Origin of the sequence: Mesorhizobium sp. M0910, from assembly GCF_040319465.1 — a bacterium.
Lineage (GTDB): Bacteria > Pseudomonadota > Alphaproteobacteria > Rhizobiales > Rhizobiaceae > Mesorhizobium.
In genome coordinates, this window is record NZ_JAMYNZ010000004.1 from 420,234 (window position 1) to 431,492 (window position 11,259).

13 protein-coding genes and 2 pseudogenes are annotated in these 11,259 nt (G+C 62.6%); 9 read left to right on the forward strand and 6 right to left on the reverse strand.

All coding sequences use genetic code 11. From position 1 onward, the window contains the following. The first annotated feature begins 160 nt into the window (after positions 1 to 160). Positions 161 to 1,183 carry an acyltransferase family protein gene (locus NKH78_RS12985; protein ID WP_352737170.1) on the forward strand — a complete coding sequence of 341 codons (1,023 nt, stop codon included), beginning with the start codon at positions 161 to 163 and terminating at the stop codon, positions 1,181 to 1,183. Positions 1,184 to 1,203: 20 nt separating this feature from the next. Here the strand turns inward: NKH78_RS12985 and NKH78_RS12990 are convergent, their stop codons facing one another. Together NKH78_RS12990 and NKH78_RS12995 are read right to left on the reverse strand one after the other, a co-directional pair. Continuing rightward, positions 1,204 to 1,701 carry a GNAT family N-acetyltransferase gene (locus NKH78_RS12990; RefSeq protein ID WP_352737169.1) on the reverse strand — a complete coding sequence of 166 codons (498 nt, stop codon included), beginning with the start codon at positions 1,699 to 1,701 and terminating at the stop codon, positions 1,204 to 1,206. Positions 1,702 to 1,722: 21 nt separating this feature from the next. Beyond that, the gene (locus NKH78_RS12995) at positions 1,723 to 2,487 is read right to left on the reverse strand and encodes a copper homeostasis protein CutC (protein WP_352737168.1); all 765 of its coding nucleotides are present in this window, start codon (positions 2,485 to 2,487) and stop codon (positions 1,723 to 1,725) included. A 224-nt stretch (positions 2,488 to 2,711) separates the two neighbouring features. Here NKH78_RS12995 and NKH78_RS13000 point away from each other — a divergent pair, with 224 nt between their 5' ends. Both NKH78_RS13000 and NKH78_RS13005 read left to right on the forward strand, forming a co-directional pair. Further along, a complete protein-coding gene (locus NKH78_RS13000) occupies positions 2,712 to 3,155 on the forward strand; it encodes an SRPBCC family protein (RefSeq protein WP_352477683.1) in 444 nt (147 codons plus the stop codon). A 72-nt stretch (positions 3,156 to 3,227) separates the two neighbouring features. After that, positions 3,228 to 3,619 (forward strand): annotated as a pseudogene (locus tag NKH78_RS13005) (carboxymuconolactone decarboxylase family protein). Positions 3,620 to 3,646: 27 nt separating this feature from the next. Here NKH78_RS13005 and NKH78_RS13010 read toward each other — a convergent pair. Then, on the reverse strand, positions 3,647 to 4,549 hold the full coding sequence (locus NKH78_RS13010; RefSeq protein WP_352737167.1) for a LysR family transcriptional regulator: 903 nt from the start codon (positions 4,547 to 4,549) through the stop codon (positions 3,647 to 3,649). Positions 4,550 to 4,677: 128 nt separating this feature from the next. Between NKH78_RS13010 and NKH78_RS13015 the strand changes: the two genes are divergently transcribed. Genes NKH78_RS13015 through NKH78_RS13025 form a run of 3 tightly spaced genes read left to right on the forward strand, consistent with a single transcriptional unit; the run spans position 4,678 to position 6,773 of the window. Next, the gene (locus NKH78_RS13015; RefSeq protein WP_352505813.1) at positions 4,678 to 5,181 is read left to right on the forward strand and encodes a nuclear transport factor 2 family protein; all 504 of its coding nucleotides are present in this window, start codon (positions 4,678 to 4,680) and stop codon (positions 5,179 to 5,181) included. A 57-nt stretch (positions 5,182 to 5,238) separates the two neighbouring features. Further along, positions 5,239 to 6,222, forward strand: a complete 984-nt coding sequence (locus NKH78_RS13020; protein ID WP_352505814.1) for an alpha/beta hydrolase — start codon at positions 5,239 to 5,241, stop codon at positions 6,220 to 6,222. Next, positions 6,219 to 6,773, forward strand: coding sequence for a nuclear transport factor 2 family protein (locus tag NKH78_RS13025; protein WP_352505815.1), 555 nt, complete (start codon positions 6,219 to 6,221; stop codon positions 6,771 to 6,773). Before NKH78_RS13020 ends, NKH78_RS13025 begins: the two co-directional genes overlap by 4 nt. A gap of 237 nt (positions 6,774 to 7,010) precedes the next feature. On the opposite strand, the gene NKH78_RS13030 is transcribed toward NKH78_RS13025, so the two are convergent. Continuing rightward, positions 7,011 to 7,709 (reverse strand): type 1 glutamine amidotransferase domain-containing protein, encoded by a 699-nt coding sequence (locus NKH78_RS13030; RefSeq protein ID WP_254818257.1) that lies wholly within the window; start codon positions 7,707 to 7,709, stop codon positions 7,011 to 7,013. Between the two features lie 168 nt (positions 7,710 to 7,877). On the opposite strand from NKH78_RS13030, the pseudogene NKH78_RS13035 reads away from it, so the two are divergent. The 3 genes and pseudogenes from NKH78_RS13035 to NKH78_RS13045 all read left to right on the forward strand — a co-directional run bounded on the left by NKH78_RS13035 (position 7,878) and on the right by NKH78_RS13045 (position 9,859). Beyond that, a pseudogene (locus tag NKH78_RS13035) lies at positions 7,878 to 8,785 on the forward strand (LysR family transcriptional regulator). 138 nt (positions 8,786 to 8,923) lie between these two features. After that, complete coding sequence (locus NKH78_RS13040) at positions 8,924 to 9,265, forward strand: nuclear transport factor 2 family protein (RefSeq protein WP_352505816.1); 342 nt, start codon at positions 8,924 to 8,926, stop codon at positions 9,263 to 9,265. Between the two features lie 147 nt (positions 9,266 to 9,412). Further along, positions 9,413 to 9,859, forward strand: a complete 447-nt coding sequence (locus NKH78_RS13045) for a nuclear transport factor 2 family protein (protein WP_352737166.1) — start codon at positions 9,413 to 9,415, stop codon at positions 9,857 to 9,859. A 56-nt stretch (positions 9,860 to 9,915) separates the two neighbouring features. On the opposite strand, the gene NKH78_RS13050 is transcribed toward NKH78_RS13045, so the two are convergent. Both NKH78_RS13050 and NKH78_RS13055 read right to left on the reverse strand, forming a co-directional pair. Continuing rightward, positions 9,916 to 10,347: a cupin domain-containing protein gene (locus NKH78_RS13050; RefSeq protein WP_352477692.1), complete on the reverse strand. Its 432-nt coding sequence runs from the start codon at positions 10,345 to 10,347 to the stop codon at positions 9,916 to 9,918. A gap of 70 nt (positions 10,348 to 10,417) precedes the next feature. Then, the gene (locus NKH78_RS13055; protein ID WP_352737165.1) at positions 10,418 to 11,248 is read right to left on the reverse strand and encodes a helix-turn-helix transcriptional regulator; all 831 of its coding nucleotides are present in this window, start codon (positions 11,246 to 11,248) and stop codon (positions 10,418 to 10,420) included. Positions 11,249 to 11,259: the final 11 nt, after the last annotated feature.

The following is an 11,259-nucleotide window of genomic DNA, read 5'->3' on the forward strand; positions in this document are numbered from 1 at the left end:
TGAAGTTTCTACCGTTTGACGGCGTCAGCGCAGCCGCTCACGGACGGAAGGTGTGCGTCCCGTCGGGCGTGTCGTTATCTCGCACTTGCACAAAGTTGTAGTGCACTGCAATATAGCTGAGAATGCGGCCTTGAGCCCGCCTTTCGCAGAGGGGACCGGCATGACGGACATCTCCGCGACGCGTCTTGTCGTGGCCAGGCCTGTCGCCGACACATCGTCAAGGGCGAGGCTTGCCTATCTCGACGGCTGGCGCGGCCTGTCGATCGCGCTGGTGCTGATCGGCCATTTCTTCCCCGTCCCCGGCATCAATCTCGGCGTCCTGGGCGTCGAATTCTTCTTCGTGCTCAGCGGCCGGCTGATGGCCGAGATCCTGTTCGTCGAATACTATCCGCTGAAGAAATTCTTCAAGCGCCGGTTCTCCCGCATCTATCCGGCACTGCTGGTTTTCGTCGTCGTCGCGATGATCGCCTTGTCCGGCACGTTCATCGCCTTCAAGTGGAAGGCGGCGCTGACGGCGCTGACGTTCACCTACAATTACGCCGGAGTTCTCGTTACCCGCGCCGGCGCGCTCGACCATATCTGGTCGCTCTGCGTCGAAGAGCATGCGTATATCATTCTGGCTCTGATCAGCGTCGTCGTCCGGGGACGGTCCCGCGTCATCATGCTGCTCGGCGCTTTGTCGCTGCTGGCCATGGCGAACGGCGCCATCTCCTACTGGGTGCTCGCAATAGGCTACGAGGGCACCTATTGGCGCACTGATGTGCACATCGCCTCGATCCTGCTGTCGGCGGTGTTATGCCTGCTCAAGGCCGACGACAGGCTGCCGGCGCTGCTCAAGGGGCCGCATGTTGCCCTGGCGGCCACAGTCGTGGCTGTGCTCCTTTTCATGGCTGCCGTGCCAACCCCCATTCACTATCTGGTCGCGGTGCCGCTGCTGGCGCTCGCTGTCAATTTGCTCGACTTCAGCAGCCGCTACCTGACCGGGTTTCTGTCGTCCCTGCCAATGACGATGCTGGGCCTATGGTCGTATTCGCTCTATCTTTGGCAGCAGCCCTTTTATCAATTCGTCGACATAAAAGGCAGTTCGCCGTGGTTGATGCTGGCGGCGGCGTTCGCTTGCGCGCTGTGCAGCTACTACATCATCGAAAAGCCGGCCCGCTCCTGGCTGAACCGCAATTGGTAGGGCGAACGGCGCCCGCCATTTTAGCCGGCGATCCGCCTTGCATAATACCGCACGGCTTTCCTGCCACCGTGGATTACCGCGTCGCCCACTTCCGCAAAGCCGAGTGCGGCATGGAAGGCGTCCGAAGCCGGATTGGGCGGCTCGGCATTGACTTCGCAGGTGACGATCGCCTGGCTGGCGCGTGACGCCTGCTCGAACAGATCCTCATACAGCCGGCGGGCATGGCCGCGCCCGCGCGCTGCGGCGGCGACCACGACGCGATCGACATAGACGAACCGCGGGTAACGATCGCGAAACCACAGGAAGTTCGGGCTATCGTAGCTGGCGTCCTGGTCGAAGGTCATGATGAAGGCTTCGAGCGAACCGATACGGCGCGCGTAAAACGCTTCGCCGAGCAGGAAGGAAAGGTGCTCGGGTTCGAGCCACGACAATTCCGCGGCATGCTCGTTGTTGAGCGCGAGGACGGCGGGCTCATCCTGCGGCGAGACCTGCTCGATCGGCAAATGCGTTTCAATCATGTTTTCTTCTGTCATCCGGCATCATAGCCGGGCGGCGGCGATGGTCGCCGCCACCATCGCCCCGTCGGTCACGGTGTTGCGGTATTCGCGGTCGAGATCGGTGCCGCCCATGCCGACCCTTGGGTTGCGGTAACGCATGGCACTCGGCACGTCCTTGAGCGCGGCGAAATGCATTTCGCTCAACCCGGTTTTCCTCCGCACCTTGCCGATGTTCTCTGGGTCAAGCCCGCCGCAGCCGAGGATGATGATGCGGTCGCCGGCCTGCCTGACAAGATCGGCGAGCAGGTCAGCGCCCTCGAGCGCCGTGTCGCGCTGGCCGCTGGTCAGCACGCGGCCGACCTTGCAGCGGATCAGTGTCTCCAGCGCCTCTGTCGGGTCGCGCGTCATGTCGAAGGCGCGGTGGCAGGTGACGTTCAATCGCCCCGCCGCCTGCACCAGTTCGCTCATGCGCTGTTCATCGATCGTGCCGTCGGCATTAAGGCAGCCGATAACGACACCGGCGACGCCGGTGTCGGCAAGCGCGCCGACATCGGCGAGCATCGAACGGTATTCGGCTTCGCTATAGAGAAAATCACCGCCGCGCGGCCGCACGATGACGTGGAACGGGATCGTCGCCAGCTCGAGCGCCGTGCGCACCGTGCCGAAGCTAGGCGTGACGCCGCCTTCGATCAGGCTGGCACAGAGCTCGACACGGTCGGCGCCGGCGGCTTGCGCGGCCAGCAGGCCGTCTATGCCTTCGACGCAGATCTCGATCAGCGGCAGGCGAGGGCGTTCGGTCTCGGGCATGGGGGATCCGTTCATGATTTCAGCTGGCCAGCGGTAGCATCGGGCATGGTGCGATGAAAGCCGCAACTGTTGGCTAAGTGCTTGCGATGGCGCCGGCCATTCCGCCGCTTGACACATTCATAACCTCAGAGTTATACGTAAACGATAGCTGGTGGGTTATTGGTTCTCGTGGAGAGCGCGTTGGTGAACAGACCAGCCAAACCGCAAACAACGGGTCCGAAGTTATGACTGGAGCAACTACAGTCGAAACCAAATCCATTGTCGTCGAGCGTCTCATACCGCACGCGGCTGAAAAGATATGGCGCGCACTGACCGTGCCGCATCTGGTTGCCGAATGGCTGATGAAGAACGACTTTGCGCCTGTGCAAGGCCATCGCTTCACCTTTCGCGCGACGCCGGTACCGGGCTGGTCGGGCGTGACGAACTGCGAGGTGCTGAAGATCGAGCCGCCGCGCCTACTCGCCTACAGCTGGGGCGACGGCACCGAATCCGACAGCGGTCTGAAGACCGTCGTGACATGGTCGTTGACGCCCGAAGGTACGGCGACCCGGGTGCGCATGGAGCATTCCGGGTTCCGGGCCGAGGACGAGCGCGGGTACATCGGAATGGGAAGCGGCTGGCCGCGCATTCTCGAGCGGCTTGAGCAGGTGACTGCCTCGCAAAGCTGAAGATCCCTGCGCTCGCCGCAACGCGGCGGCCGGCGAACTGACAGAGCCAAGGATGTCGAGACCCCGGATGTGATGCTCATTCCCCGGGCCCTGCAGGCGCTGTTCGCGCTGGACAAGTCGACGGAAACGGCCGATCTGTCCTATGTGACGCGCAAGCTCGTCCATTTGCGCGCCAGCCAGATCAACGGATGCAGCGTCTGTATCGATATGCATGCGCGCGAATTGAAGAAGGCCGGTGAAAAGGACGAGCGCGTCTTCACCGTGTCCGCCTGGCGGGAAACACCTTACTTCACCGACGCCGAGCGCGGCGCGCTGGCGCTGACCGAGGCGGCAACCCGGTTGGCTGACCGGCCGGATCCGGTGCCGAAAAGGCCCTTGCCGCCCTGGTCATCCAGATTGCCCTGATCAACGCATTCAACCGGCTCAACGCAACTACCAGGCAGATGGTCGGCGCCTGGGGCTAAACGGGGCCGGGTTCTCGAAAGGTCACATCAGATACGCAGCTTGTGAGCGTTCGCGCGCACGAAGTCGATGAAGGCCCGCAGCTTCGGCGGTACGAGGCGGCGGCTGGGATAATAGAGGTGGAGCGGCTCGTAAGCGGGACAGAAAGGCTCCAGCACCTTGACCAGCGCGCCTGAGGCAAGAAGCGGCGCGGCGAGGCCCTCGACCGCGAAGGCGAGGCCAAGCCCCTGCTCGGCGGCGGTAATGCACAGCGGAAGCGTGTTCACGACCAGACATGCGTCCGGCGTGAATGCGACTTCGCGTCCCTCCACGATGAACTCCCAGGGCGAAATCGCGCGGGTGAGGGCGAATGCGATGCAGCGATGGGCGGCGAGGTCGGCCGGCCGCTTCGGCGTACCATTGCGCGCCAGATAGTCTGGGCTGCCCACCACGACCATCTGCAAGGGCCCGCCCAGACGCGCGCCGATCATGTCTTTGTCGAGAAGCTCGCCGATGCGCAGGCCAGCATCGAAGCCCTCGGCGGCGATGTCTACGAAGCTGTCGTCGAAAATCAGACTAAGCCGCACTTCGGGATAAGCATCCATGAACGGCCGCATCAGTGGCTCGATCAGTAGCGGGGCGGCGATCCAGGGCAGGCTGAGGCGCAGCGTGCCGGCGGGACGGTCGCGAGCTTCGCGCAGTGCCGCACCAGCCGCCCGGATATCTTCGGCTGCCGGGCGCACGTGGTCGAGGTATTGAGCGCCAGCTTCGGTCAAGCCAACGCTGCGAGTCGTCCGATTGAGCAGCCGCACCCCCAGACGCTCCTCGAGCCCCTTGACCGCCTCGCTCAACGAGGCCGGAGCGACGCCGAGCTTGGCGGCGGCGCGGGTGAAGCTTTTGGCCTCCGCAACTTTTACGAAGGCGACGATGCCGCTGAACTGGTCGAGGCGCATTGTAAGGATTTTCCAAATAGCCCTGTCGAATTCTACTGGTTTTTCCGGTGAACAAAAGGCGTCATGTTGAATCCGACGAACGGGCCTCGGTGTTGGGAACGGCTCGAACAGGGAAGGAAACAGGACCGATGACCAGGCTTGCTTCGCTCGCCGCCGCCGCTCTTCTGGCGGTGTCTGCCGCCCCGGCGAATGGCGGCCCGCTGGAAGACAGCAACATCCAACTCGTCAAGGACTACTACGCCGCTTATGCGACCGGGAATCCCGAGGCCGTCCGGCCCTTCCTCGCACCCGACATCGTGTGGCGCATTCCCGGCCATCATCCGCTTGCCGGCGACAAGCGCGGGCCGGACGAGGTGGTCGCCTTCTTCCGCGGCTTGGCCGACGGCAAATTCAAGGCCGAGCCGATCTTCTTCCAGGCGCAAGGCGACCTTGTCGTCGATGTCCATCGCGGCTGGTCGAATGTCGGCTCGGGTCCCGAGATCGACCAGCTCTACGCCCTGATGTTCCGCATCAAGGACGGCAAGATCACCGAGGCACAGAATTTTTTGACCGACATGTACCAGTCGGACGCCTTCTACTGGGCGCATTACCTGCTGAAGCCATTGCCCGGCCGACTTGCTGGCGAGCGCTGAGACGGCGGTCTTTTTCGCAACGCCGCGGTTCTCACTCCAAGCTAAAGGAGACTTGCAATGTTTAAAGCCCTGACATTTGCTGCAGCAACCGCCGTAGCGCTCGCCGCGTCCAATGCCGCCGCCGCACCGCGCGTCGAGCGCGTCACATTCTCCTCGCACGGTGAGCAGATCGTCGGCGAACTCTATCTGCCGGAGGATCTGGACGCGGCAAAACCTCGGCCCGCGCTGGTCGTGACCGGCGCCTGGATGACGGTGAAGGAACAGATGCCGGCCCGCTACGCCCGCGAGATGGCGGATCGCGGGTTCGTCGCCCTGACCTTCGATTTTCGCGGTTGGGGCGAAAGCGGCGGCATACGCCGCCAGTACGAGGATCCTAAGGCCAAGATCGCCGACATAGAAGCGGCGGTCGCCTATCTCGCGACCCGGCCCGAGACCGATCAGGACCGCATCGGCGGCCTCGGCATTTGCGCCAGCTCCGGCTACATGGTCACTGCCGCCGCCGAAGATACCGCGATCAAGTCGGTCGCTCTCGTCGCGCCCTGGTTGCAGGATGCCGAAGTGGTCGAGCAGACCTATGGCGGCAAGGAAGGCGTCGCCAGGCTTGAGGCCGCGAGCGATGCGGCAGAGGCCGCGTATCGCCGCACCGGCAGACAGGCGTTGCTGCCGGCCGCCAGCTTGAGCGACGATCGCGCGATCATGTTCAAGGTGCCTTATTACACCGAACCCGATCGCGGCATGATCCCGGCCTGGCGTAACGAGGCCGATCCGGCCTTCTGGCGCGGCTGGCTGAGGTTCGACGCCATCCAGGCTGCCCCGCGCCTGCACCAGCCCTTTCTGATGGTGCATAGCGAGGCGGCTGCCATTCCGCAGGGTGCGCACAAGTTCTACGCGCGGCTGACCAGTTCCAGGCAGGAGCTGTGGCTCGACAACGTCACCCAATTCGATTTCTACGATCGCGCCGCGCCGGTGAAGGCGGCGAGCGACGCCGTCGCCGCGCACTTCCGCGCGACACTGGGCAGTGCGGGGGAGGCGGGACAATGAGCGTCGTCACCCGCCGGCATATCCTGGCCGCGGCGGTTTCCGCCGCGATGATTTCCGCCGTCTCGGCGTCCGTTTCGAGCGCCTCGGGAGCTGCGCTGATGGTTGAAGACAGGATGGCCATCGCCGAGGCAGTGGCGGGGATCGGGCTGTATGCCGATCTGCGTGATTGGAACCGGGTCAAATCCTATTTCGCGGCCCGCGTCACGACCGACTATACCAGCCTCTTCGGCGGCGCAGCCGCGACCAGCGGCCGAGACGCGCTGATCGCGCAGTGGCAAGGACTGCTTCCAGGCTTCGACGCCACCCAGCACCTCATCACCAACATCATTGTCGAAGGCGCAGGCAATGACGCGGTTGCGCGCAGCCATGTCCGCGCAACCCACTGGATCGGCGGGCGTTTCTGGACGGTCGGCGGCCGCTATCTCCACCGGCTGGTGCGGGGGCCGGAAGGCTGGCGCGTCAAGGCAATCTCCATCCGCCGCTTGTACGAAGAGGGGGATCGCGCCGTTCTGGCCGCTGCGGCCGACCGGGTAAAGGCGGAGGCCAAATGAGTGTTCGGGTTTGCGCATGCCTAGCCACGCGGCGAGGTTGCTCGGAGCATCGGCAACGTGAATATTGATCGAAAATGTCGGGGCAGGCTTGGCGCATGCGGCATTAGTGGCGCCACCGCGGACACGAGACATGACCCTTTCACTGCAAGACGTTTCGGATCGGCTTGAGACTGTAGCGGGTTCTGAAGTTGATCCGCCGACGCGAGCCGTCGGCAGATCACGGTTGTTCCAGACCGCTCAGGCGGTCTTGCTCTTCCTCTGGCTCAAAGCGCCTAGCAGCGCCTCAGCTGCCTCGCTCGATGATGCTGGGTTCTGACCCGTGATAAGCTGGCCATCGACGACTGTGTGGACGCCCCAGTCCTTGACCTTGGAGAAAACCGCGCCGAGGCTGATCAGCTCGTCCTCGACCAAGAACGGCACGACATTCGTGAGACCTACGGTCTCCTCCTCGCTATTGGTGAAGCCGGTGACGTAGCGTCCCTGCACAAACGGCGTGCCGTCGGGACTGGTCACGCGATGCAGAACGCCCGGTGCGTGGCAAACGAGGGCGATCGGCTTGCCGGCCGCGATGAAGGATCCGATCAGCTTGATCGAATTCGGATCTTCGGCCAAATCCCACAACGGGCCGTGGCCGCCGGGGTAGAAGACCGTGTCGAAGTCCTTCTGGTCGACACTGTCCAGGCGCACGGTTTCTGCGAGCTGCGCCTTGGCAACATCGTCAGCACTGAAGCGCCGTGTAAGGTCGGTCTGGAACATAGGCTCGTCGCTTTTCGGATCGAGAGGCGGCTGGCCGCCCTTCGGCGAGGCGAGGGTGATCTCGGCGCCAGCGTCCTTGAAGACGTAGTAGGGGGCTGCCAGTTCCTCGAGCCAGAAGCCGGTCTTCTTGCCGGTGTTACCGAGAGTGTCGTGGGAGGTGAGTACCATCAGGACTTTCATTGTCGGATCCTTTTCTCAGGTGATGCCGCGCCAATGAGGCGTCGTAGTTGGTTGATTTGGAGCTCGATCGGCCGCGTCGGCCTGTCGATGCACGGATAATGGCACCTGCCCATGTATTTCAGAAATTTATTTCATTTATTTTATATATTCATGTCAGATTATATCTCGATGAGATACGATCTGAACCTGCTCCCGGTTTTCCTCGCCCTGATGGAAGAGCGGAGCGTGACACGGGCAGCAGCGCGACTGGGCATCACCCAGCCGGCGCTGTCCAATTCGTTGAACCGCCTGCGCGACACCCTCCGGGATCCGCTATTCATCCGGGAAAGGTATGGCATAAAGCCGACGCAATTGGCTGAGGAGATCGCTCCGACGATCGAAGCAGCGCTGGCGCAACTGGACGATCTCATTTGAACCAGCAGGAATTTCAGCCAGCAAAGGCCGAACGGCTGTTCACGCTTGCCCCCAACAGTTACGTGGAGCTTGTGTTGATGCCGGCCCTCGTCGCGAGGACGCGTGAGCTGGCGCCTGGTATCAAGCTCCGCATGACAGCATTTGGCAACGATCTCGCCGAGACCGGCGTCATTTCCGGTACCACGGCCATGGTGATTGGCCGGATCGTCGATCCGCCGGGCAATCTTGTCGTCCAGCATCTTATGGACGATGGGCTCGCCTGCGCGGTGCGCAAGGATCATCCCGACGTTCGAGACCATATTTCCCGAGAACAGTATGAAAGGCTCAAGCACGTGAACGTGCTCCCGCCGGGCCGGCTGCGGGCGGGCCTCTTCCAGGCATTGGAGCAACAAAACCTCAAGCGAGAGATTGCCCTTTCTGTCACGCACTTCCTGGCCGTGCCAGAGATGCTTGCCGTCACGGATTACTGCGCAACGCTGCCGAGACTGATCTGCCGCAGCCTTGAGAGGGATCCGCGCCTGAAGATACTACCGCCGCCCGTCGACCTCGGCACTTTTCCAGTGCAGATGGCTTGGCACATTCGCTACCGCCACGACCCAGCCCACAGGTGGTTGCGTTCGATGATCGGCGAATTGGCAAAAGAAATGGCGTCGGAGACCTAAGACGGCTTTCTTGTATCCGCGTTGATGTCCGCAAAGGCCAAACCGGGCCATTCATCGTGCCGTATGCCGAGCACCAGATCCGGACTTGCCCGAGCTATCAGCAAGCGGCAGCTAGGGTCGCACCATGCCGCCAACTAAGTGCTGTCCGTCACGACCGACTATACCAGCCTCTTCGGCGGCGAAGCCGCGACCAGCGGCCGCGACGCGCTGATCGCCCAGTGGCAAGGACTGCTGCCGCGTTTCGACGCCACCCAGCACCTCATCACCAACATCATTGTCGAAGGCGCGGGCAATGACGCGGTTGCACGCAGCCATGTCCGCGCAGCCCACTGGATCACGGGCGGTTCTGGACGGTCGGTGGCAGCTATCTCCACTGGCTGGTGCGGACGCCGGAAGGCTGGCGCGTCAAGGCAATCTCCATCCGCCGCTTGTACGAAGAGGGGGATCGCGCCGTTCTGGCCGCTGCGGCCGACCGGGTAAAGGCGGAGGCCAAATGAGTGTTCGGGTTTGCGCATGCCCAGTCGCGCGGCGAGGTTGCTCGGAGCATCGGCAACGTGAATATTGATCGAAATGTCGGGGCAGGCTTGGCGCATGCGGCATTAGTGCCGCCAACCGCGGAGACGGGACATGACCCTTTCATTGCAAGAGGTTTCGGATCGGCTCGAGATCGAACAGCTGCTTGTTCGCTATTGCTACGCTGTGGACGATCGCGACTGGGACGCCTATCGCAAAATATTCACACTCGATGCCGTGCTTGACGACACTGTAACAGGTGGAATCAGGAGCGGTGTGGATGACCATGTTGCTTACATGAAAGGCGCCCTTTCGAAGATATTGATCTCGCAACACGCCATTTCGACAATCCTTCTGGACCTCCGAGGGGATGAGGCCAGCGCGCGCGTGCATTGTTCATGCCCGATGGTGGTCGACCTCGGCGAAGGCAAAAGGCAGGTCTTCTTCCAGGGGCTTTGGTATCGAGACCGCGTCGTACGCACGTCCGAGGGCTGGCGCATAAGTGAACTTGTCGAGGAAGGCTATTGGAATCACAATTTGCCGGAGGGGTTCGCGTTCTGACGTCTGTTGCGCGCTGTGCTGGATCCGCCCCCGGACGCCATTTTCAGACGTGGCAGCTACTGGCGCAACACGGTGTTCTTGGTGCCTTCTTCGACCTGGTCGATGACCAGCAGCTTGACCGGATCGGCGCCGACATTGGTCGCCTGATGCCATTGCCCGATCATCTCGATGATGAAATCACCTGTTTGATAGGTGTTGCTCTTGCCGGTCTCGACGTTGGTGACCTGAAGCGTGCCAGCCTCGACATAGGCATAGCGCGGAAACGGATGCTTGTGGACCGGCAAGGTCGCGCCCGGCGCGATCTGATAGGCCGAGACCAGGACCTGGACGTTCTTCTGGGGCAGCGTGATCGGCTGGCCGGACGCGGTCTCGGTGCGAGAGGCAAGCGGGGTTACGACAACCGGCGTCCCGCTGGCATCCAGCGCCTGGGCGCTGTTTGCAAACAGTGCAGCCGTGAGCAGCAGCGTCGGTGCCAAGATTTTTCGCATGATTCCCCCCGAACTGCGTCAGCATTGCGCAGCAAGCTTTGAGGCGCAAGGTTGTCTGTTCAGGAGCGCCTTATCCCGCTCTTCTGAACATGCCCGGCGTCATACCATGCATGGCCCGGAATGTACGGGAAAAATGGCTCTGGTCGGCGAAACCCGCCGTAATAGCGGCGTCGGCGAGGCCAAATCCCTGTTCGATCAGCGCGCTCGCCCGGCGCAATCGCCGGTCGCGGATATAGGCCGCCGGCGTCAGGCCAATTGCCTTGTTGAAATCGCGGATGACCTGGAACCGGGTCACGCCAGCCGCGCCGGCAAGCCGCTTGAGGTCGAGCTGCGAGCCAAGCTCGCTTTCGACAAGATCGCGGTACAGCGAAAATCTTCGCTGCGATCCGCAGCTTTCGATCTCTTCGGCCGGTCCGCTCGAGTCGCCATGCCGAACGATCAGTTGTCGAAGCGCCACGAGCAGGGACGTCTCTGCCGTCATTGTGTCCGGGGATGTCGAGCCCTGGTGCGCTGCCGTCAATGCTGCGGCGAGACTGCTGTCTTCGATCGTCGCGCGCGAAAACGCCGGAGCGCCGTCGCGGCCGAGTTCGCGGGTAAGCGCGGTCATCATCGGCACCGAAGGATAAAATGTCCGGTAGGCCCAGCCTTCATCCGCCCCGCGTTCGCCGTCATGCCACTCTTCAGGATTGACGACGGCAATGGCGCCCGCCGGAGCGAGAACGCTTTGACGGCCGATGCGAATGCGCTCGCAGCCGGCGGTGATCAGGGCGATCACATAGGTCGGGTGCGTGTGCAGGTCGTAGCGGTGCTGGGTGAAGCGCGCCTTGAACAGGCCCAGGTCGGGGAAGCACGGATGGCGCCAGTATTTCCCGGTCTCTGCCGCTTCGATTGTCTTTGCCATGGTCAATCCGG

Coding starts and splice junctions, on each gene's coding strand:
- NKH78_RS13045 (WP_352737166.1), top strand. CDS start 9,413: ATGACCCTTTCATTGCAAGAGGTTTCGGATCGGCTCGAGATCGAACAG.
- NKH78_RS13025 (WP_352505815.1), top strand. CDS start 6,219: ATGAGCGTCGTCACCCGCCGGCATATCCTGGCCGCGGCGGTTTCCGCC.
- NKH78_RS12985 (WP_352737170.1), top strand. CDS start 161: ATGACGGACATCTCCGCGACGCGTCTTGTCGTGGCCAGGCCTGTCGCC.
- NKH78_RS13010 (WP_352737167.1), bottom strand. CDS start 4,549: ATGCGCCTCGACCAGTTCAGCGGCATCGTCGCCTTCGTAAAAGTTGCG.
- NKH78_RS12990 (WP_352737169.1), bottom strand. CDS start 1,701: ATGATTGAAACGCATTTGCCGATCGAGCAGGTCTCGCCGCAGGATGAG.
- NKH78_RS13020 (WP_352505814.1), top strand. CDS start 5,239: ATGTTTAAAGCCCTGACATTTGCTGCAGCAACCGCCGTAGCGCTCGCC.
- NKH78_RS13050 (WP_352477692.1), bottom strand. CDS start 10,347: ATGCGAAAAATCTTGGCACCGACGCTGCTGCTCACGGCTGCACTGTTT.
- NKH78_RS12995 (WP_352737168.1), bottom strand. CDS start 2,487: ATGCCCGAGACCGAACGCCCTCGCCTGCCGCTGATCGAGATCTGCGTC.
- NKH78_RS13030 (WP_254818257.1), bottom strand. CDS start 7,709: ATGAAAGTCCTGATGGTACTCACCTCCCACGACACTCTCGGTAACACC.
- NKH78_RS13055 (WP_352737165.1), bottom strand. CDS start 11,248: ATGGCAAAGACAATCGAAGCGGCAGAGACCGGGAAATACTGGCGCCAT.
- NKH78_RS13000 (WP_352477683.1), top strand. CDS start 2,712: ATGACTGGAGCAACTACAGTCGAAACCAAATCCATTGTCGTCGAGCGT.
- NKH78_RS13015 (WP_352505813.1), top strand. CDS start 4,678: ATGACCAGGCTTGCTTCGCTCGCCGCCGCCGCTCTTCTGGCGGTGTCT.